Source organism: Allocatelliglobosispora scoriae (assembly GCF_014204945.1).
GTDB lineage: Bacteria > Actinomycetota > Actinomycetes > Mycobacteriales > Micromonosporaceae > Allocatelliglobosispora > Allocatelliglobosispora scoriae.
Map to the genome: position 1 here is coordinate 419,760 of NZ_JACHMN010000003.1, position 19,652 is coordinate 439,411.

The following is a 19,652-nucleotide window of genomic DNA, read 5'->3' on the forward strand; positions in this document are numbered from 1 at the left end:
CATGCTCAGCACCGAGTCGACCGCCTTCCGCAGCGCCATCGAGGCCGTCCGCGCGGTTGAGCCGCGCATCGCCGACGCCATCGGCGCGGAGCTCGCCGACCAGCGCGAATCGCTCAAGCTCATCGCCAGTGAAAACTACGCCTCGCCGGCCGTCCTGCTCGCCATGGGCAACTGGTTCAGCGACAAGTACGCCGAGGGCACCATCGGCCGCCGCTTCTACGCCGGCTGCCGCAACGTCGACACGGTCGAGAGCATCGCCGCCGAGCATGCCCGCGAGCTCTTCGGTGCCGAGCACGCCTATGTCCAGCCGCACTCCGGCATCGACGCCAACCTCGTCGCCTACTGGGCGATCCTCGGCGCCAAGGTCGAGCTGCCGGGCCTGGCGAAGTTCAACGCCCGGACCGTCAACGACCTCTCCGACGCCGACTGGGCGGAGCTTCGCCGCGAGTTCGGCAACCAGCGCATGCTCGGCATGTCCCTCGACGCCGGTGGTCACCTCACGCACGGTTTCCGCCCCAACATCTCCGGCAAGATGTTCGACCAGCGCAGCTACGGCGTGGACCCGGCCACCGGGCTCCTCGACTACGACGCGCTGCGCGCACAGGCCCGCGAGTTCAAGCCGTTGATCCTGGTGGGGGGTTACTCGGCGTACCCCCGGCTGGTCAACTTCCGGATCATGCGCGAGATCGCCGACGAGGTCGGCGCGGTGCTCATGGTCGACATGGCCCACTTCGCCGGGCTCGTCGCGGGCAAGGTGCTCACCGGCGACTTCGACCCGGTGCCGCACGCCCAGGTCGTCACCACCACCACCCACAAGTCCCTGCGCGGCCCGCGCGGCGGCATGGTGCTCTGCACGGGCGAGTTCGCCGACCAGGTCGACCGGGGCTGCCCGATGGTCCTCGGCGGCCCGCTGTCGCACATGATGGCGGCGAAGGCCGTGGCGTTCGCGGAGGCCCGTCAGCCGTCGTTCCAGGACTACGCGCAGGCGATCGTCGACAACGCGAAGGCGCTGGCCGAGGGCCTGATGCGGCGCGGCGCGAAGCTCGTCACCGACGGCACCGACAACCACCTGGCGATCATCGACGTGTCGAGCTACGGCCTGACCGGTCGGCAGGCGGAGCTGGCGCTGCTCGACTCGGGCATCGTGACCAACCGCAACTCGGTGCCGCGCGATGCGAACGGTGCCTGGTACACGTCCGGCATCCGGATCGGCACCCCGGCTCTCACCACCCGCGGCCTGGGCGCCACCGAGATGGACGTGGTCGCGGGGCTGATGCACGAGGTGCTGGCGGCGACGCAGCCGGGCGAGTCCAAGGCCAAGCACGTGCTGGACGAGTCGATCTCGTCGAAGGTGTCGGCGCAGGCGGCTGAGCTGCTGGGCAACTTCCCCCTCTACCCCACGGTAGACCTGGGCTGACGCCTGCGGCGCGTGCGTGATCGCGTTGTTTCCCGGAAGCTGGCCCTTCGCGGTGGGGTGAGGGGATTGTTTCCGGGAAGCAGCGCGATCTTGCGTTGTGCGGCGTGGCCGTAGCTGATGGGGCCGGGCGCGATGCGTGTATTGCCCCGCATTGCTGGCCGGGCGTCGCTCACCTGTGCGGCGTGCGGGTGCGACGTGTGCATGATCGCGTTGTTTCCCGGAAGCTGGCCCTTCGCGGTGGGGGTGAGGGGATTGTTTCCGGGAAGCAGCGCGATCTTGTGCTGTGCGGCGTGGCCGTGGCTGATGCGGCCGGGCGCGATGCGCGCATTGCCCCGCATTGCTGGCCGGGCGTCGCTCACCTGTGCGGCACAGTGCGTGATCGCGTTGTTTCCCGGAAGCTGGCCCCTCGCGGTGCGGGTGAGGGGCCACTTTCCGGGAAACAACGCGATCATGCGCACTGCCTAGACCGACAACGCCTCGCGGACCCGGGGGGTCGCCTCCAGGTCGGCTGGGCCGGAGGCGGTGGTGCGGCCCGCGGCCAGGACGTAGTAGTTGTCCGCCGCCGACAGGGCGAACCCCAGATGCTGCTCCACCAGGAGAATCGCGATCCCCGCCTGGGCCAACGCGACGATCTTCTGCTCGATCTCCGCCACCACCGACGGCTGGATGCCCTCGGTGGGTTCGTCGAGCAGGAGCAGGCGGGGCCTGGTGATGAGGGCCCGAGCGATCGCGAGCTGCTGGCGCTGGCCGCCGGAGAGCAGGCCCGCCCGCCGCCGCAGCAGCTCCTTGAGGGCGGGGAACATCTCCAGGGCCTCGGCGAGGGATTCCCTGCCGTCCCGGCGGCCGTCGGCGATGAGCTGGAGGTTCTCGGCGGTGGTGAGGTGGGGGAAGCACTGCTGGCCCTGCGGTACGTAGGCCATGCCCCGCGCGACCCGATCGTGGGGAGCCAGGCGGGTGATGTCGTCGCCGTCGAGGGTGATCGTGCCGCGTTTGGGCTTGAGCAGGCCGATCGCGGCTCGCAGCAGGGTCGATTTGCCCGCGCCGTTGTGGCCGAGGACCGCCGTGACGCCCTGGGTCTCGACCGTGACGGAGACGCCGTGCAGGACGGTGCTGCGGCCGTACCCGACCTCGACGTTGGAGATCTTCAGCATCATGCCTCCACTGCTTGGTGGCCCAGGTAGACCTCCTGGACGCGGGGATCGGCCTGGACCTGGGCGACCGTGCCCTCGCTGAGCACCCGCCCGCCGTGCAGCACGGTGACCGTGCGGGCGAACCGGCGCAGGAACTCCATGTCGTGCTCGATCACGACGACCGTCCGGTGCTCGGCGAGCAGGCTGAGCAGCTCGCCGGTGGCGTCGCGCTCCTCGTGGCTCATCCCGGCGACGGGTTCGTCGAGCAGCAGCAGGCGCGCGTTCTGCACCAGCAGCATGCCGATCTCCAGCCACTGCTTCTGGCCGTGGGCCAGAGTGCCCGCGAGCTGGTCGCGCTGGTCGACGAGGCCCACGGTGGTCAGCGCTTCCGCGACATCGTCGGGTACGCCACCCCGCCGCCGCAGCATCGTCCACGCACTGCGTCCGGCGCCTGCGGCGATGTCCAGGTTCTGCAGGACCGTCAGCTCCTCGAAGACCGTGGCGGTCTGGAAGGTGCGCCCGACACCGAGCCGGGCGATCCGGTGCACGTCCCGTCCGAGCAGTTCGAGCTCGCCGAAGCGGGCCGATCCGGTCGCCTTGACCAGGCCGGTGACCGCGTCGACGAGCGTGGTCTTGCCCGCGCCGTTGGGTCCGATGAGGAACCGAAGGTCGCCGACGGGCACCGTGAGGTCGACCCCGTCGACGGCGACGAACCCGTCGAAGACGACCCGCAGATCGGTGATCTGCAACGCGGGCGGCCCGGCGGGGTGCGCCGGTGCCGCAGCGGAGGGCTCGGTGGTCATGCGGATGCTCCTTCCAGGACGGTGGCCGGTGGTTGCGCCGGGGCGGTCGGCTCGGCGGGTGCGGCCGGCCGGGTGCGCCGCCGGACCATGCCTACCAGGGAGGCGAGCCCGCCCGGCAGGAACGCCACGACCACGACGAAGAGGAGCCCCTGCAGGTAGGTCCAGGTGCCGGGGAACTTCTCCGACAGTGCAGTCCGCGCCCACGCCACGGCCACCGCGCCGAGCACCGGGCCGAGCAGTGCCGCCCGGCCGCCGACGGCGACGCCGATGACGAACTCGATCGACGGCACGATGCCGATGAGGGCGGGGGAGATGATGCCGACGGCCGGTACGAAGAGGGCTCCGGCGAGACCCGCCATGCCGGCCGCGACCACGTAGGCGACGAGCTTGACGTTGGCCGGGTTGTAGCCGAGGAAGCGGACCCGTTCCTCGGAGTCGCGGACGGCGACGAGCAGCTCGCCGTAGCGGCTCTGCATCAGCTGCCGGGCGAGGGCGAGGAGCACCAGCAGCACGGCGGCGACGATGAAGTAGACCATCCGCTTGTTGACCGGGTCGGCGAGGTCGTAGCCGAAGAAGCCCTTGATGTCGGTGAGGCCGTTGGTGCCGCCGGTGGTGCCCTGCTGGCCGATGAGGAAGATGACGAGCGCGGCGGCGAGGGCCTGGCTGAGGATCGCGAAGTAGGCGCCCCGCACCCGGCGCCGGAAGACGAGCGAGCCGAGCAGGAAGGCGACGAGCATCGGCAGCAGCATCGTCGCGGCGAGCGCGAAGAACGGGTTGGCGAACGGTTTCCACCAGCCCGGCAGCTCGTCGAGCTGGCCGTAGAGCTCCATGAAGTCCGGCATGTTGCCCTCACCGGCGTCGGCGAGCTTGAGGTGCATCGCCATGGCGTACCCGCCGAGTCCGAAGAAGACCCCCTGACCGAGCGTGAGCATGCCACCGCGACCCCAGGCGAGGCCGATCCCGACCGCGACCATCGCGATGCAGAGGTATTTCGCGAGCAGGCTGAGCCGGAAGTCGGTGAGCGCGACCGGCGCGACGGCGAAGAGCAGGATCGCGCCGAGGGCGAAGCCGAGGCCCGCGCGGGCCCGAGTGCGTTTGCTGATCCAGTCGATCATGCGAGGCTCCTGGTACGCAGCGTGAACATGCCCTGCGGCCGCCACTGGAGGAAGGCGACGATCGCCACGAAGACGATCACCTTGGCGACGCTGAGGGTGGTGAGGTATTCGACGCTGGACTGCAGGACGCCGAGGGTGAAGGCCACGATCACGCTCCCCTTGAGCTGGCCGATGCCGCCGACCACGACGACGAGGAAGGCATCGATGATGATGTTGGTGCCCATGGTCGGGCCGATCGGGCCGAGCAGTGTCAGCGCCACCCCCGCGATCCCGGCGAGGCCCGAGCCGATGAAGAAGGTGAGCCGGTCGACCCTGCCGGTGGGGATGCCGGAGACGGCGGCGAGGTCGCGGTTCTGCACGACGGCGCGGATCCGGCGGCCCAGCGACGTGAAGCGCAGCGCCATCGTCAGCGCGCCGATCGCGAGGACGACGAGCAGCAGGATGAAGAGCCGGTTGTTGGCGATCGTCAGCTCGACCCCGTCGGCGCTGGTGAAGAGCTTGACGTTGCCGGTGAGGAGGTCGGGCGCCCGGGTCTGCACGTTGGGGGTGCCGAAGATGTCGCGGGCGACCTGCTGCAGGATCAGCGAGACGCCCCAGGTCACGAGCAAGGTGTCGAGCGGCCGCGTGTAGAGGCGCCGGATGAGCAGCCACTCCAGGGCGACGCCCATGAGGCCCGCCACCGCGAAGGCGATCGGCAGCGCGATCAGCAGGGAGACACCGGCATCGCTGATCACCTGCTGCAGGACATAGGTGGTGTACGCACCGGCCATGATGAACTCGCCGTGCGCCATGTTGATCACGTTCATCTGCCCGAACGTCAGCGACAGTCCGAGCGCGATGAGCAGCAGCACAGCGCCGATGCTGATGCCGGTAAAGAACTGGCTGAGAACCAGGGTCATGGCTCGGCCTCCTCTATGGACGGTGAGGGCGGGTGGCGCATCGAGCGCCACCCGCCGGGAGAACTACCGGTCGATCAGGACAGGCCCGCGGCCCACGGGTAGCCCTTGAGGTAGGGGTCCGGCTTGACCGGCTGGCCCGAGTTCCACACCTCGGTGATCAGGCCGTCCGCGCCGATCTTGCCGATGCGGGCGGTCTTGGAGATGTGCTGGGTGGCGCCGTCGATCGTGACCAGGCCCTCCGGTGCGTCGAAGGTGATGCCGTCCGACGCCGCCTTGACCTTCTCCACGTCGAACGACTTGGCCTTCTCGACCATCGCCTTCCAGAGGTAGACCGAGACGTAGGCGGCCTCCATCGGGTCGCTCGTCGGCTTGTCCGCGCCGAACTTCGCCTTGTACGCCTTGACGAACTTGTCGTTGGCCGCACCCGGCGTCGTCTGGTAGTAGTTCCACGCCGTGAGCTGGTCGGCGAGGTACTGCGTGCCGATCGACTTGACCTCCTCCTCGGCGATCGAGACCGAGACGACCGGCATCGTCGCGGCGGTGAGCCCGGCCGACTTGTACTCCTTGAAGAAGGCCACGTTGCTGTCGCCGTTGAGGGTGTTGAAGACCGCGTCGGCCTTGGACGCCTTGACCTTGTTGGTGATCGTGCCGAACTCGGTCGAGCCGAGCGGCGCGTAGTCCTCGCCGAGCACGGTCATGCCGTTGGCGGCGGCGTACGCCTTGATGATCTTGTTTGCGGTGCGTGGGAAGACGTAGTCGGAGCCGACCAGGTAGACCGTCTTCTTGCCCTGCGCCTTGAGGTAGTCCAGGCCCGGCACGATCTGCTGGTTGGTGGTCGCACCCGTGTAGAAGATGTAGGGCGACTGCTCCAGGCCTTCATATTGCACGGGGTAGAACAGCAGCGCCTTGTTGGACTCGAAGACCGGCTTGACCGCCTTGCGGCTGGCCGAGGTCCAGCAGCCGAAGACCGCGACGACCCGGTCCTCCTTGATGAGCTTGGTCGCCTTCTCCGCGAAGGTCGGCCAGTCCGAGGCGCCGTCCTCGCTGATCGGCTCGATCTTCTTGCCGAGGACGCCACCGGCCGCGTTGATCTCCTCGACGGCGAGCTTGATCGAGTCGCGCACGGTGACCTCGGAGATCGCCATCGTGCCCGAGAGCGAGTTGAGCAGGCCCACCTTGACGGTGTCGCCGGAGGTGTCGGCCGTGACACCGGCACCGGTCGCGCCCTCGCCGGTCTTGCTGCCGCATGCGGTCAATGCGACCGCGGCGACGAGAATTGCGCTGCACGCCATCAGGCGGCGTCCGCGGAACCTGGACATCAAATCTCCTTGCTAGGCAGGGGAAGTATCAGTCGAATGCTCATTGAGTGGCACCGCTGCATTGCGGGCGGATAGATTGCGCACAACGGCCGGCCCGGCCGGTTGTGCCAGCTGGTTCCCGCCTCAGGGCTGGGTAGGCAAAGCCTCGTGGAGCCTCGTTGCGCGGATGTTTCAACACCCTTAATTGGCTGTTTCTATAAAGCCGTCCACAAAGGACTCTGAACAATAGAAAACGAGCCAGCGCATTGCTTCGCACAAATGCAGAATGCATTCATGGGATAGCCGATGCGTTGGCTCGTCGTCTTTGCTATGGGTCGGCACGCCGGGTGGTGCTACCCGAAATGCTTCACGCAGGAAGTATCTCGGCGGCGTACGTGCCGTGTCAAGGCCTACAGTTCCGCGACGACCGTGAACTCCAGCGCATGCGCTTCGGCGAGATAGATGCGCTGGCTGACGTGCCTGCGCCGCAACCGCATCAGGCCGCGCGGGCCCTCATAGGACACCGCGTCGGCGCCCGCACCGATCGCCCGCACGTCGAGGGTCCGCGCCTGTGCGATCAGCGCCGCCAGCAGCAGCACGCCCTCGTAGCAGGATTCGCCGAGGCTGCCGAGCTGCGGGGCGTCGATGCCGAAGCGCCTGGCGTACTGGCCGTGGAAGTCCAGGTTCTCCGGGGTGATCATGGAGGCGAAGAAACCGGCCGTGCTGAACAGGCCCCTGGTCGCGCCCGCACCGCTGGCGAGCAGCATGTTCTCGTCCATCAGCGTGCTCAGGCGCAGGCAGCGCTGGTCCAGACCGGACGCGGCGAACGCCCGGTTGAACCGCACCGCGTCGTTGCCGACCAGCAGCATCAGCACCGCATCCGCGCCGGACTGCTCGATGCGGCGCAGGACGTCGGCGAAGTCGTGCGTACCCAACGGGAGATAGGTCTCGCCCGCGATGCGCGAGCCGCCGTCGGTGGCGTAGCGGCGCGCGGCCCGGGCGGTCTGCCGCGGCCACACGTAGTCGTTGCCGACGATGTGCCACCGGCGCACCCGCTGCTCGCGGGTGAGCAGGCGCATCGCGGGCTGAAGCTGGTTGGCGGGCGTCTCGCTGGTCAGGAAGACGCCCTCGGTCGTCTCGCCGCCCTCATAGAGCGCCGTGTAGACATAGGGGACGCGGTGCGCGATGCGCGGCGCGAGAGCCTGGCGCACCGACGAGATGTGCCAGCCCGTGACGCCCTGCACCAGGCCGAGCGAGACGAGCGACTCGACCTCCGCCGCGACCCGCTCCGGGTGCGCGCCGCCGTCGACCGGGATCAGCCGCAGCTCCCGGCCGAGCACCCCGCCGGCCCGGTTGACCTCCTCGACCGCGAGCTGCGCGCAGAGCTCGCACGTCGGCCCGAAGATGCCCGCCGGACCCTGCATCGGAAAGACCAGCGCGACATGCAGGGTCGAGTCGTCCGGCAGTGCGAGCCGAGGCATAGCGACATGATTGCGTGGTCGGCGCCCGGACCGGAAGACCATTCCACAAGCTGGAGCCATTCTGTAGCATCGGCACCGTGGGCCTCTCCCAACCGGACCTGATGCAGTTGCTGACCCGTGCGGAGCGCCTGTTGGCCCGCCGGGTGGCGGAGATCGTCGCCGACGAGGGCCACACCATCGACGGCTGGCGGGTCATCTCGCTGCTCGCGGACGGTGCCGGGCACCCGATGACCGCCATCGCCGACCAGGTCTTCCTGCCGCCGGGCACGCTCACCAAGCTCGTCGACCACCTCGTCGAGCACAACCTGGTCCACCGCAAGGTCGATCCGGAGGACCGCCGCCGCATCCGCGCCTATCTGACCCCGCGCGGTCGGGCCATGCACGAGCGGGTCGACGCCCGGGTGCAGGCGAGCATCGCGGGCCTCTCGGCCGACGACGCCCACCTGCGTTCCCTGCTGGCCGGGCTGGTCGAAGCGATGGAGCAGCGGCCCGCACTCGTCTAGCAGCGCGGGATCCCGGGGACGAACCTGCCCGCGATGGGCGTCGAGGTGTACCAGTCGGCGACATAACCGCCGCTGGAGAGCTTGTCCCAGATCTCGCTGCCGTTGACGGAGTCGCCATAGGTCTGGCAGACGATCGTGATGGCGGCCCCCTCCTGCAGCGCTCCCAGCGGAGTGCCGGTCACCCGGGGCTCGCTGCGGACGGTCAACTCGACCCCGTCGGTGCCGGCGACCCGGTAGACCCAGCGGGTCGCGGGGCTCGGCCCGGTGATCCTGGCCGCGATCGAGAAGCCGTTGCCGAGGCCCGAGTTCTGGTTGTTGCGCCAGTCGCCGAGCAGGTCGACGATGTTCCAGAGCAGGTCGCTGCCGAGCTGCACGGCGTTGGCGACGACATTGGCCTTGGAGAGCACACCCCAGGCCGCGGCGAGCAGGTCCAGCTTGCTCTTGGCGATCCTGCCCTCCGTCACCTCCTTGGTGAAGGCGTCCCGGATGCACTGGAAGACCGCGACGGCGAAGTCGCGCAAGGTCCCCGGTCGCAGATCCTTGAGCACGTCCTTGATGCCGGGGATGCGGCAGTCCTTGAAGGACGGCAGGTTCTTGAGCGCGTTGACGACTCCGACCGCGTTGAAGACGACGAAGACGAGGTCCGTGCCGATCGTGAGTCCGGAAGGACCCGCGTGGAAGGACATCGCCGTGCTGCTCGACGCGGGCCGTTTGATGCCGATCGAGCCGTGCGTCAGCGGCGGCAGATAGAGATCGCCGTCGTCCACCTGCGAATCCACGAACGCGGCCCGGAGAACGCCGTCGATGGCGGACGGTTCGTCATGCCTGGCCCAGCTGACCTCACCGCTGAGATGGACTACCTGTCCATAGGGCCGGTTGTTCACCATCTCGACGACGAGGAGGTCTCCCTGCGAATGGGCGCAGGCGCGGACCGGCGTATTCGCTTCATTGGAGATCCCGGTCAGCTTCGCCGCCCAATCGGGTGCCGAGCCGCTGCATTTCGCGGGCCCGGATCGCGTGTCGATGAATTCGCCGAACTTCTGCGAGACGTTGTTCCACAGCTTGCCGAGATCCCAGGAGAAGGGATTCCACCACGAGAAGTGGGGGATCAACGCGACCACCATGTGGCGGGCGGCGTCGTAATTCGCGGCGAACGGCTTCCAGGTCGAGGTCTTCGCGTCATAGGTCGAGATGCCGAACCACACGGCCGGATCCACGCCGGCCGGGACGTCCTCGAAGGGGACCGGGAACTCCAGCGTCAGCAGGCCGTGGATGGCGTCGTCGGGCTCGGAGATCAGCTCCACCGGGGGACTGACCGGCTTGATGCCGTCGAAGGAGCCTTTCGGCAGGTCGTGATAGGTGGCGCTCACCTTCGCCCCGGCCTTCATCGCCCCCGGCGGGATGATCAGGTGAGCCCCGCCGTCGAGATCCAGCGTCGTGGTCTTGTCGCTGACGACGCTGACGGAGGGTGGATCGGCGGGTGGTGGCGCGGAGGTCGCCGCGAGGGTCGGCCCTGGTTGCGGCGCCGGTGGCGCCGGCTCGTCCGCGCAACCGCCCATGGCGACGGAAAGGGTCAGCACAGCGATTGTCAATGTGCGGGCACGGTGACGGTATATTGGCGACATGATCGCCCATCCCTCCATTCGTCGGCAGCATTCCTAGCCGCTGACGAATAGCAATTCTCCGGCTCGGGACGTGCGGAATGAGAGGGCTGCTCGCATCGTCTTCGCTGAATGATCGTGATGTCGGCGACGCGGCGGAGGTTATTCTCTCCGCTTTTCAGCTTCCGTTAAGGAGTGCCGTTCACCTGCGGCTTACCATGCCCGTCGAGCAGGGATCCAGCAGCGAGCGCAGGGTGTGCGCGTCCGGGGCGGTCGCGGTGATCAGCCGGGCGGGTCCGGCGAGCGGCATCGAGACCGCGGTGGGTCCCAGCACCACCGGACCCTGCTGCGGCATCGCCGCGTCGACCCGGAGCAGCGAGCCGGTCGCCTTCGCGCCCGCGAGCACCGCCGGGCCCGACCAGCCTGGCGTACTCGGGCCCACCGACAGGGACTGGCGCAGCAGGGCGCGGTCGGCGTAGGTCACGGAGGTGGCGATCTCCGCATCACCGGGCTCCTCCCGCCACCGGCCGCAGACCAGCTCGTCGCGCCACAGCAGGCGGGCGCCGGGCGCCAGCTCCACGGTGTTCACCGCGTGGTGCCGGCAGCCGGCGGCGGCGACCAGCTGCTCCGGCAGCCAGCGCAGCTCACCGCCACCGGCCACGCTCGCCGTCACGCTCACCAGCGAAGAGTCCCGGCCGCGGCCCGGCAGGGCGATGGAAGCCGCCACGGTACGCAGACAGAGCACCGCCCGCGGCCCCACCTCGATGCGCAGGCTCAACCGGTCCCCGCCGAGCGGCCCCGCCGCCCCGCCGACGAGGTGGACCTCCGCCGAACCGTCCACCGTCGGCGTCTCCCGCAGCAGCAGGGGCGGCTCGCCCCGCAGCCGGACGAGCCGGGTGATGCCGTCGTCGTCGACCTCGGCGATCACCCGGGCACTCGCCTGCATCAGTGGGCCGTGGCCCGGCTGTGGTGCACGAGGTGGCGTACCCACTCCGCGACCTTGGTCGCCTGCCGGTCCTCGGCGATCGACAGGAAGATCGTCGGTAGGTCGCCCCGTCTCGCCCGCGCGTCGCGCTCCATCACCGACAGGTCGGCCCCGACCATCGGGGCCAGATCGGTCTTGTTGATGACGAGCAGGTCGGCCGCGGTGACGCCGGGGCCGCCCTTGCGGGGGACCTTGTCGCCGCCCGCCACGTCGACCACGAAGATCTGCCGGTCGACGAGGCCCCGGCTGAACGTCGCCGTCAGGTTGTCGCCACCCGACTCGACCAGCACCAGGTCCAGCGGCCCCAGGGAATCCGCGAGTTCGTCGATCGCGTCCAGGTTGGCGGAGATGTCGTCCCTGATCGCCGTATGCGGGCAGCACCCCGTCTCGACCGCCCGGATGCGTTCCGGATCGAGTACGCCCGCCCGCTTCAGGAAATCGGCGTCCTCGGTGGTGTAGATGTCGTTGGTGACCACACCCAGGCGCAGCTCACCGGCGAACGCCCGGCACAGCGCCGCGACCAGGGCGGTCTTGCCCGAGCCGACCGGGCCGCCGATGCCGACGCGGAGTGCTCTGTCCAGAGTGGGCAGTGCGGGATGCGGGTCGACGCCCGGCTCCGGATGCGTGTGCGGAACGGACTCATCGTGGTCAACTAGCAAAGAGACGCACCTCCCAGGTGGCGTGGAGCTCGGCCGAGATGTCGGCGAGCGGTGCTGATGCGGCTGGTAGCTCCGCTGGTGACGTGCCGGCCGCTTGGGCTGCTGCGGCGGCCGTGGTGTCGCAGATCGGGGCGAGCCTGGTGAGCAGGGCCTGTATCCGGTAGGGGTCGAGGCCCTGCAGCCGTACCGCTGCGCTCGCCAGGCCGGAGAGGGTGCCGTAGACGGAGGTGAGGGCGGCTTCCTCGGTCGTCAGCCCGGCGGCGGCAGTTGTGATGCCCAGGGCGATGGGCTGGTGCGGGCCGTCCGGGTGCTGGGGAAGGTGCTGCCAGTTGCCGTGGGGCCAGATGGTTTTGCCTGCTCGGAGCAGGGCCCTGCCCTGCCGTCTTGAGGCGAGTCGCAGGGCGGGGGACGCGGTTCTGGCGTCCAGTTCGGCGTCCAGTTCGGCGAGGGTGGCGGGTAGCTCCGGCGGGGTGGTCACGAGCTCGACGACGGAGGGAGGTGCGAGGTGCGCGGGCCTGCCGTGCCCGTTGAGCTGCTGGCTGCCTGCGCTCGCCCCCGCCGTTGCGGGTGGGGTCCGGACACTCGCCGAGGCACGCAGGTCCGCGCTGGCGTCTGTGCCCGCGCCATGCGACAAGATCGCGGCGGGGGAGATCACGTCTGATTCGGGGAAAGCGCCCGGATCTTGGGCGGTGATCACGTCGGGTTCCCCGAAGTTGACGTGATCTTGCCCGGCGGCGGCCGCGGCGGCCCCGGTGGCGGCCGCGACCGCGGCGTGGGTGGCTGCGGTGAAAGCCGCCGCCACCAGAGCGGTCGTCGCCAGCCTGCCGACCAGGAAGTGCTCCAGGGCGGAGAGATCGGTCACCCGGCCGGCGGCCACCGCCGCCTCCAGGCCGCTGGAGTGGGCGTGGCCGCCGGACGGGAACCGGCCGTCGTTGAGCAGCAGCGCGATCGTGTGCATCAGAAGAGGAAATACCGCTGGGCCATGGGCAGCTCCGTGACCGGGTCGGGGTCGACCACCTCGCCGTCGATGCGGACGGTGAAGGTGTCCGGGTCGACCTCGATACGCGGCATGGCGCCGTTGTTGGGCAGGTCTGCCTTGCCCCGGGAGCGCACATTCCCGACGGGCACCATCCGGCGCCGGATGTCGAGCTGCAGACCCGCTTCGATCGCGGCGGGTGCGACGAAGGCGACGCTGGTCGCGGCCGGTACGACACCGTATGACCCGAACATCGGCCGGGGGAAGATCGGCTGCGGGGTGGGGATGGAGGCGTTGGCGTCGCCCATCTGGGCATACGCGATCATGCCGCCCTTGACGACGAGGTGCGGGCGGACCCCGAAGAACGCGGGCTCCCACAGCACCAGGTCGGCGAGCTTGCCCGGCTCGACGGAGCCGACCTCGCCCTCCAGCCCGTTCGCCATCGCGGCGCAGATCGTGTATTTCGCCACGTAGCGCCGAGCCCGATGGTTGTCGGCGGGCCCGTCACCGGGCAGGGACCCGACGCGGGCCTTCATCACGTGGGCGGTCTGCCACGTGCGCATCACCACCTCGCCGACCCGCCCCATCGCCTGGGAGTCCGAGCCGATGATGGAGATCGCGCCGAGGTCGTGCAGCAGGTCCTCGGCGGCCATCGTGGACGGTCGGATCCGGCTCTCGGCGAACGCGAGATCCTCCGGCACGGCGGCGTTGAGGTGGTGGCAGACCATCAGCATGTCGAGGTGTTCGGCGAGCGTGTTGCGGGTGTAGGGCCGGGTCGGATTCGTCGACGACGGCAGCACGTTGGGGTGGCTCGCGACGGTGATGATGTCGGGTGCGTGGCCGCCGCCCGCGCCCTCGGTGTGGTAGCTGTGGATGGCCCGGCCGTTGATCGCGGCGAGGGTGTCCTGGACGAAACCGGCCTCGTTCAAGGTGTCGGTGTGGATCGAGACCTGGACTCCGCTCGCGTCCGCCACGCGCAGGCAGGCGTCGATCGCGGCGGGCGTTGTGCCCCAGTCCTCGTGCAGCTTGAAACCACCCGCACCTGCTCTGAGCTGCTCCCACATCGACGCCTCGGAGACGGTGTTGCCCTTGCCGAGCAGCAGCACGTTGACCGGGAAGGTGTCGAGCGCCTCGTGCATCCGGGCCAGGTGGAACGCGTTGGCGGTGACCGTGGTCGCCTTGGTGCCCTCGGCCGGACCCGTCCCGCCGCCGACCAGCGTCGTCACCCCGCCCGCGAGCGCCTCGGTGACGATCTGCGGGCAGATGAAGTGCACGTGGGTGTCGACGGCTCCGGCGGTGAGGATGCGGCCGTTGCCCGCGATCACCTCGGTGCCGGGGCCGATCACCAGGTCGGGGTGCACCCCGGGCATCGTGTCGGGGTTGCCCGCCTTGCCCAGGGCCGTGATCCGGCCGTCGCGGATGCCGACGTCGGCCTTGATGACGCCCCAGTGGTCGAGCACGATCGCGCCGGTGATGACGGTGTCGAGCGCGTTCTCCGCCCTGGTGGCGAGCGATTGGCCCATCGATTCGCGGATCACCTTGCCGCCGCCGAAGACCGCCTCGTCACCTCCCGCGCACCGGTCCTCCTCGATCTCGATGAGGAGGTTGGTGTCGGCGAGACGGACGCGGTCGCCCACGGTGGGGCCGTAGAGGGCGGCGTACCGCCGACGGTCGAGCATGCTCACAGCGGACCTCCCGCCGCGCCGCGCAGGCCGGGGACGATGCGCGCGCCGCCGAGCGGGACCAGCTCGATCTCGCGCGTCACGCCCGGCTCGAACCGGACGGAGGTCCCGGCGGGTACGCCCAACCGCAACCCCCACGCGGCCGCCCGGTCGAAGCTCAGACCCGGGTTGGCCTCGGCGAAGTGATAGTGGGAGCCGACCTGGATCGGCCGGTCGGCGGTGTTGGTGACGACGAGCGTGGTGACCGGACGACCGGCGTTGATCTCGATCTCACCCGCGCCGAAGAGGATCTCACCGGGGATCATCGGATCGGGTGGTGCACTGTCACGAGCTTGGTGCCGTCCGGGAAGGTCGCCTCCACCTGCACCTCCTTCAGCATCTCGGGGATTCCGTCGAGCACGTCGGCGCTGGTGAGCACGTGGCGCCCGGCGTCCATCAGGTCGACGACGGTGCGGCCGTCGCGGGCGCCCTCGAGCAGAAACGCGGTGATGATGGCGACCGCCTCCGGGTAGTTGAGCCGCAGTCCGCGTGCCCTGCGCCGCTCGGCGACGTCCGCTGCCACGTGGATGAGCAGGCGGTCCTGCTCATGGGGGGTGAGAAACACGCATCCTCCGGACGGGAGATTCTTCCTGTGGGAAGCATTCCAGTCGCGGGTTACGGCGTCGTTTCCGATCCGGCATCCGGATGGTGGATGTTCTTGGGGGAGGGGCACACAATGGCCCTATGGGCGACGACGAGACTGTGCGATTCACCGATGAGGACAGCGCGTTCCTCCGCAACGCCCGCTTCGGCGAGCTGCCGCCCCGCGTGACCCGCGAGCAGCAGGTGGAGCTCCAGGAGACGGACACGAAGCGCGACCTGCCGGAGCCGGCCGGCGACCCCCGCGAGTGGACCAACCTCCAGGCCGGCGGCTGACCGCCCCTATTTCGCGTTGATCAAGGGAAGACTCACCATCTCGGGGGTCCGATATGCGGCGAGTCTTCCCTTGATCAACAGGAATTTCGGGGGTTACGGGAGGGTGATCAGAGTGGCGTGGACGGAGTTGGCGAAGGCGTAGCCGTTGGATGCGTCCCAGTTGATCGACCACGTCATCGCGCCGCGGATCGTCGGGTAGGCGTTCGCCGGAACGAAGCTGCCGCAGTTGGTCTTGCGGGCCAGGCAGTTCAGGGCGTTGCCGACGACGCTCGGCGCGACGTAACCGCCGCCCGCCGCCTGGGTGGTCGCGGGCAGGCCGAGCGCGATCTGGTCCGGCCGCAGCGCGGACTGCAGCTGGATGCAGGCGAGCGCGGTCAGGAAGTTGATCGTGCCCTGGCTGTACGCGAACATCTGGTCACACCCGAGCATGCTGCCCGAGTTGTAGAACTGCGTGTGCACGATCGTCAGGATGTCCTTGATGTTCAGCGCGAGCTTGAAATACTCGTTGCCGGTGGACTGCATGTCGATCGTCTGCGGTGCCATCGTGATGATCAGGTTGGCGCCCGCCTTCGACCGCAGCGACCGCAGCGCCTGCTCCATGTAGGTGGCGGAGAGGCCGTTCTCCAGGTCGATGTCGACGCCGTCGAAGCCGTAGCTCGTCATCAGGGCATGGACGCTGTTGGCGAAGTTGGTCGCCGCCGCGGCACTGCTGACCGAGACGTTGCCCTTCTCGCCGCCGACCGAGATGACGACCCGCTGGCCACGGGCGTGCAGCGTGTTGATGTCGGCCTTGAACTGCGCGTCGCTGTATCCGCCCAGCGCCGTGGACAGGCCCGGGTCGACGGCGAAGGTGACGCCGCCCGCCTGGCTCGGGTTGGCGTTGGCGAAGGCGACCGCGATCAGGTCATAGCTGGTCGGCACGGCGCTGAGCCGCAGTGGTGTGGCGCCGTTGGTGAAGTCCTGCCAGTACCCCGTGAGCAGGTGCTTGGGCAGGTTGCCCGTCGGCGGCTGAGGGCTCGTCGAGGGGGAGGGGGACGGCGGCGGGGGTGACGCCGACGGGGAGGCGGACGGCGAGCGCGATGCCGACGGGCTCACCGACGGGGTGGTGGAACGCGACGGGGATGCCGACGGCGAGGCGGGGCCGCCCGCGCCCTGCAGCGAGATGTCGTCGGCCTGGTAGGTGCCCTGGGCGTACCAACCGTGCAGGTAGACCTGGGCCGACGAGCCGGAAGCCGTGAACGTGACCGTGAGCTGCGTGTAGCTCGCGGCCGACGGCGTCCAGGTGGAGGCGCCACCGGTGACGCCGAGGTAGACGTAGTTGCCCCGGACCCACGCGGTGAGCGTGTAGGACGTGCCCGACACCGTCGGCACGGTCTGCACGCACTGCGCGTTGTCGCTCGCGGTGACCGCGCCCTGCAGGGCCTTGGTGCCGCCGTGGACGGGGGTGGAGACGACGCTGCCGGTCGAGCCGTTGCAGGTCCAGGGGGACAGGGAGCCCGTCTCCAGGCCGCCGTTGGTGATCACTTCGGCGGCGGCGGCGGGTGCGATCGTGAGGGCGACGGCGGCCGTGGTCACCGAGGCGAGGGCGGCGGCGATGGCCGCCATGCGGAAGGTTTTCATAGACCCACTCCACAAACAATAAAGTTTCTTAAATATTTGTCACCACGATAGGTAGCCGATCCCCGCTCGTCAATGCCGTCCTGGGGCGCGGACCTTGTAGAAAAGTTGTAGATCGACTAGGCATAGTGAAGGTTTACTTCCTTCACTCCACTATGGAGACTCCATGGCCACCTCTCGACTGCGCGCCGGCGTCATCGCCGGCGTGAGCGCGATCGCGCTGCTCACCACGTCGGCCGCGCCTGCGGGTGCCTCAGCGGCCCCGATCACCCATGACGAGCAGATCACCTTCCACCGCTGGTCCGACGCGAGCGACTGGCGCTCGGGCACCTCGGCCAGCACCCTGACGCTGCCCCTCGGGCTCGGCGTCACGATGCTGCGCCCGGCGGGTACGACCGACTACACGGATCCGCACACCGGGATCACGAAGACCTGGGACTACTCCACCTGGACCTCGAAGGTGACCCCGGTCGGATTCGACGCCAGCGAACTCGTCGCCTCGTGGAACGCCGAGACGCCGGCGGGCACCTGGATCCAGGTGCAGATGCAGGGCACCTACAACACCGGCGGCACCACCCCGTGGTACCTGATGGGCCGCTGGGCATCCGGTGACACCGACATCAAGCGGACCACCCTCGACGGCCAGGGCGACCCGTGGTCGACGATCTACACCGACACCTTCTCGATCGACGACGTGGACAACGGTGTGATGCTGAGCGCCTTCCAGCTCAAGCTCACCCTCTACCGGGCGCCCGGACAGTGGCAGTCGCCGCGGGTCTCGATGCTCGGTGCGATGACGTCCTACGTACCGGACCGCTTCACGGTGCCCGCCAGCGCCGGGCACATCGCCTGGGGCACCGAGCTCGCCGTGCCGCGCTACTCGCAGAACGTGCACGAGGGCCAGTACCCCGAGTACGACGGCGGTGGCGAAGCCTGGTGCTCGCCGACCTCCACCGAGATGGTCGTGGAGTTCTACGGCCGCAAGCCCTCGGCGAGCGACGTCGCCTGGGTGGACCCCTCCTATGCCGATCCGCAGGTCGACCACGCCGCGCGGATGACGTTCGACTACGAGTACGACGGCGCCGGCAACTGGCCGTTCAACACCGCCTATGCGGCGAGCTACCCGGGGCTGGACGCGATCGTCACCCGGCTGCACTCCCTCGACGAGGCCGAGCGCTTCATCAAGGCGGGCATCCCGGTCGTCGTCTCACTGTCCTTCCTCGACACCGAGCTCGACGGCTCCAACTACAGCACCTCCGGCCACCTCTTCGTCATCGTCGGCTTCACCGCCAGCGGCGACGTGGTCGTCAACGACCCGGCGTCCTCGTCCAACAGCGAGGTGCGCAACGTCTACAAGCGTTCGCAGCTCGAGCAGGTGTGGCAGCGGACCAAGCGGGTTCGCGCCAACGGCACGGTCGGCGGCGGCTCGGGCGGTGTGGCGTACCTGATCAAGCCGTGGTGGAAGCCCTGGCCGCAGGTCGCGGGCTCGACCAACTGGTGATGCTTTGCCGTTAGGGAAGGAAGCGGGGGCGGGATCCGACGGGATCCCGCCCCCGCTGCCCGCTACGGCTTGATCGGCGCGTTGAGCTTCTTGCCGGGCAGCGCGGTCGCGAGGCAGGAGACGCTGCGGTCGCCGCGGATCCAGCCGGACTCGGCCGGGTGGATGAAGAAGATGTCGTACTTGGCCTGCGCCGACTTCGACGGCAGGAAGGTCTTCATCCTGGTCGTGCAGCCGGTCTCGGCGAGATCGGCCACCTTGGCGTCGCCGGGCCAGGTCGAGCCGGTGAGGGAGAAGATGGCGTAGATCTCGGCGTCGTGCGGCTGGTTGCACGGCACGGCCGGGACCGTCGAGAACTCCACGCCCTCCTGGATCTTGCTGGTGTCGATGCAGTCGCCCTTCTTGAGGGTCGTCAGCTTCACGGTGCCGGGAGTGGTCACCGCACCGGCGCTGTTGCGGGCCGAGGTCGGGGTGGAGGTGGTGGGGGTGTAGTTGGCGCTGAGCGCGACACCGACGCCGATCACGGCCACCCAGAGGACGGTGAGGACGAGGCCGGCCACGGCCATGCCCTTGCCCCGGCCGCCGTGGCGCTTGATCTGGACCAGCGCGATGATGCCGAAGATCGTGCTGAAGAGCAGGCCGCCGCAGATGCCGAAGATCAGCGAGGCGATCGCGAAACCGTTGACCTTCGGGTTCTGCAGGGGAGCGACCGGCTGGTAGGGGGCCGGTGCTGCCAGGTAGGGCTGCTGGGGCTCGCCGTACTGCGGGTAGGGCGAGACCGGTGCACCGTACTGCTGCTGGCCGGTGTCGGGGTAGTTCTGCGGCGAGCCGTAGGGCGGGGTGCCGTATGCCGGCGGGCCGTACGCCGGTGCGCCGTATGGCTGCTGCGGCGGCACGGCGTAGGGGTCCTGGGGCGGTGGCGCACCGTACGGCTGGTACGGCGCCTGCTCCGGCTGGTAAGGCTGGCCGTAGGGGTCCGACGGCGGCTGAGGGTGGGTCACGATGCCACATCGTAGTTGTCCGGCGTCGCTCCGTGTGTCCGTGTTCTGCGTACCCGACACAGCTGCGGGAGT

The 19,652-nt window shown here is 69.2% G+C and carries 20 protein-coding genes; 4 read left to right on the forward strand and 16 right to left on the reverse strand.

Annotated features, from left to right (window positions below; translation table 11 throughout):
* Position 1 precedes the first annotated feature (1 nt).
* The gene (locus F4553_RS28585) at positions 2 to 1,417 is read left to right on the forward strand and encodes a glycine hydroxymethyltransferase (RefSeq protein ID WP_184841917.1); all 1,416 of its coding nucleotides are present in this window, start codon (positions 2 to 4) and stop codon (positions 1,415 to 1,417) included.
* Here the strand turns inward: F4553_RS28585 and F4553_RS28590 are convergent.
* The 7 genes from F4553_RS28590 to F4553_RS28620 all read right to left on the reverse strand — a co-directional run bounded on the left by F4553_RS28590 (position 1,393) and on the right by F4553_RS28620 (position 8,143).
* Positions 1,393 to 1,869 carry a hypothetical protein gene (locus tag F4553_RS28590; protein ID WP_184841920.1) on the reverse strand — a complete coding sequence of 159 codons (477 nt, stop codon included), beginning with the start codon at positions 1,867 to 1,869 and terminating at the stop codon, positions 1,393 to 1,395. The genes F4553_RS28585 and F4553_RS28590 overlap by 25 nt on opposite strands.
* Before the next feature lie 9 nt (positions 1,870 to 1,878).
* A complete protein-coding gene (gene urtE, locus F4553_RS28595) occupies positions 1,879 to 2,571 on the reverse strand; it encodes an urea ABC transporter ATP-binding subunit UrtE (protein ID WP_246467500.1) in 693 nt (230 codons plus the stop codon).
* Positions 2,568 to 3,350, reverse strand: a complete 783-nt coding sequence (gene urtD, locus F4553_RS28600) for an urea ABC transporter ATP-binding protein UrtD (RefSeq protein WP_184841923.1) — start codon at positions 3,348 to 3,350, stop codon at positions 2,568 to 2,570. The genes urtE and urtD overlap by 4 nt, the downstream gene beginning before the upstream one ends.
* The gene (gene urtC / locus F4553_RS28605) at positions 3,347 to 4,465 is read right to left on the reverse strand and encodes an urea ABC transporter permease subunit UrtC (RefSeq protein ID WP_184841926.1); all 1,119 of its coding nucleotides are present in this window, start codon (positions 4,463 to 4,465) and stop codon (positions 3,347 to 3,349) included. The genes urtD and urtC overlap by 4 nt, the downstream gene beginning before the upstream one ends.
* Positions 4,462 to 5,364, reverse strand: a complete 903-nt coding sequence (gene urtB / locus F4553_RS28610) for an urea ABC transporter permease subunit UrtB (RefSeq protein WP_184841929.1) — start codon at positions 5,362 to 5,364, stop codon at positions 4,462 to 4,464. Before urtB ends, urtC begins: the two co-directional genes overlap by 4 nt.
* A gap of 74 nt (positions 5,365 to 5,438) precedes the next feature.
* Positions 5,439 to 6,683: an urea ABC transporter substrate-binding protein gene (urtA, locus tag F4553_RS28615; RefSeq protein WP_221470521.1), complete on the reverse strand. Its 1,245-nt coding sequence runs from the start codon at positions 6,681 to 6,683 to the stop codon at positions 5,439 to 5,441.
* A 389-nt stretch (positions 6,684 to 7,072) separates the two neighbouring features.
* On the reverse strand, positions 7,073 to 8,143 hold the full coding sequence (locus F4553_RS28620) for a substrate-binding domain-containing protein (RefSeq protein WP_184841932.1): 1,071 nt from the start codon (positions 8,141 to 8,143) through the stop codon (positions 7,073 to 7,075).
* A gap of 77 nt (positions 8,144 to 8,220) precedes the next feature.
* Between F4553_RS28620 and F4553_RS28625 the strand changes: the two genes are divergently transcribed.
* Positions 8,221 to 8,646, forward strand: a complete 426-nt coding sequence (locus F4553_RS28625; protein WP_312875420.1) for a MarR family winged helix-turn-helix transcriptional regulator — start codon at positions 8,221 to 8,223, stop codon at positions 8,644 to 8,646.
* Here the strand turns inward: F4553_RS28625 and F4553_RS28630 are convergent.
* The 7 genes from F4553_RS28630 to F4553_RS28660 all read right to left on the reverse strand — a co-directional run bounded on the left by F4553_RS28630 (position 8,643) and on the right by F4553_RS28660 (position 15,153).
* Positions 8,643 to 10,226: a hypothetical protein gene (locus F4553_RS28630; protein ID WP_184841934.1), complete on the reverse strand. Its 1,584-nt coding sequence runs from the start codon at positions 10,224 to 10,226 to the stop codon at positions 8,643 to 8,645. The two genes, F4553_RS28625 and F4553_RS28630, sit on opposite strands and share 4 nt — an antisense overlap.
* 223 nt (positions 10,227 to 10,449) lie before the next feature.
* Positions 10,450 to 11,193, reverse strand: coding sequence for an urease accessory protein UreD (locus tag F4553_RS28635; protein WP_184841937.1), 744 nt, complete (start codon positions 11,191 to 11,193; stop codon positions 10,450 to 10,452).
* Positions 11,193 to 11,891 (reverse strand): urease accessory protein UreG, encoded by a 699-nt coding sequence (ureG, locus tag F4553_RS28640; protein ID WP_184841940.1) that lies wholly within the window; start codon positions 11,889 to 11,891, stop codon positions 11,193 to 11,195. Before ureG ends, F4553_RS28635 begins: the two co-directional genes overlap by 1 nt.
* Positions 11,881 to 12,849, reverse strand: coding sequence for an urease accessory protein UreF (locus F4553_RS28645; protein ID WP_184841943.1), 969 nt, complete (start codon positions 12,847 to 12,849; stop codon positions 11,881 to 11,883). The genes ureG and F4553_RS28645 overlap by 11 nt, the downstream gene beginning before the upstream one ends.
* Positions 12,849 to 14,552 carry an urease subunit alpha gene (locus F4553_RS28650; protein ID WP_184841946.1) on the reverse strand — a complete coding sequence of 568 codons (1,704 nt, stop codon included), beginning with the start codon at positions 14,550 to 14,552 and terminating at the stop codon, positions 12,849 to 12,851. The genes F4553_RS28645 and F4553_RS28650 overlap by 1 nt, the downstream gene beginning before the upstream one ends.
* A complete protein-coding gene (locus tag F4553_RS28655; protein WP_184841949.1) occupies positions 14,549 to 14,854 on the reverse strand; it encodes an urease subunit beta in 306 nt (101 codons plus the stop codon). Before F4553_RS28655 ends, F4553_RS28650 begins: the two co-directional genes overlap by 4 nt.
* Positions 14,851 to 15,153, reverse strand: coding sequence for an urease subunit gamma (locus tag F4553_RS28660; RefSeq protein WP_184841952.1), 303 nt, complete (start codon positions 15,151 to 15,153; stop codon positions 14,851 to 14,853). Before F4553_RS28660 ends, F4553_RS28655 begins: the two co-directional genes overlap by 4 nt.
* Before the next feature lie 119 nt (positions 15,154 to 15,272).
* Here F4553_RS28660 and F4553_RS28665 point away from each other — a divergent pair, with 119 nt between their 5' ends.
* Positions 15,273 to 15,464: a hypothetical protein gene (locus tag F4553_RS28665; protein ID WP_184841956.1), complete on the forward strand. Its 192-nt coding sequence runs from the start codon at positions 15,273 to 15,275 to the stop codon at positions 15,462 to 15,464.
* Positions 15,465 to 15,557: 93 nt separating this feature from the next.
* Here F4553_RS28665 and F4553_RS28670 read toward each other — a convergent pair whose 3' ends face one another.
* The gene (locus tag F4553_RS28670) at positions 15,558 to 17,084 is read right to left on the reverse strand and encodes a chitinase (RefSeq protein WP_184841959.1); all 1,527 of its coding nucleotides are present in this window, start codon (positions 17,082 to 17,084) and stop codon (positions 15,558 to 15,560) included.
* 163 nt (positions 17,085 to 17,247) lie between these two features.
* Between F4553_RS28670 and F4553_RS28675 the strand changes: the two genes are divergently transcribed.
* Positions 17,248 to 18,582 carry a C39 family peptidase gene (locus F4553_RS28675; protein ID WP_184841963.1) on the forward strand — a complete coding sequence of 445 codons (1,335 nt, stop codon included), beginning with the start codon at positions 17,248 to 17,250 and terminating at the stop codon, positions 18,580 to 18,582.
* Between the two features lie 62 nt (positions 18,583 to 18,644).
* Here the strand turns inward: F4553_RS28675 and F4553_RS28680 are convergent, their stop codons facing one another.
* A complete protein-coding gene (locus F4553_RS28680; RefSeq protein WP_184841966.1) occupies positions 18,645 to 19,580 on the reverse strand; it encodes a DUF4190 domain-containing protein in 936 nt (311 codons plus the stop codon).
* Positions 19,581 to 19,652: the final 72 nt, after the last annotated feature.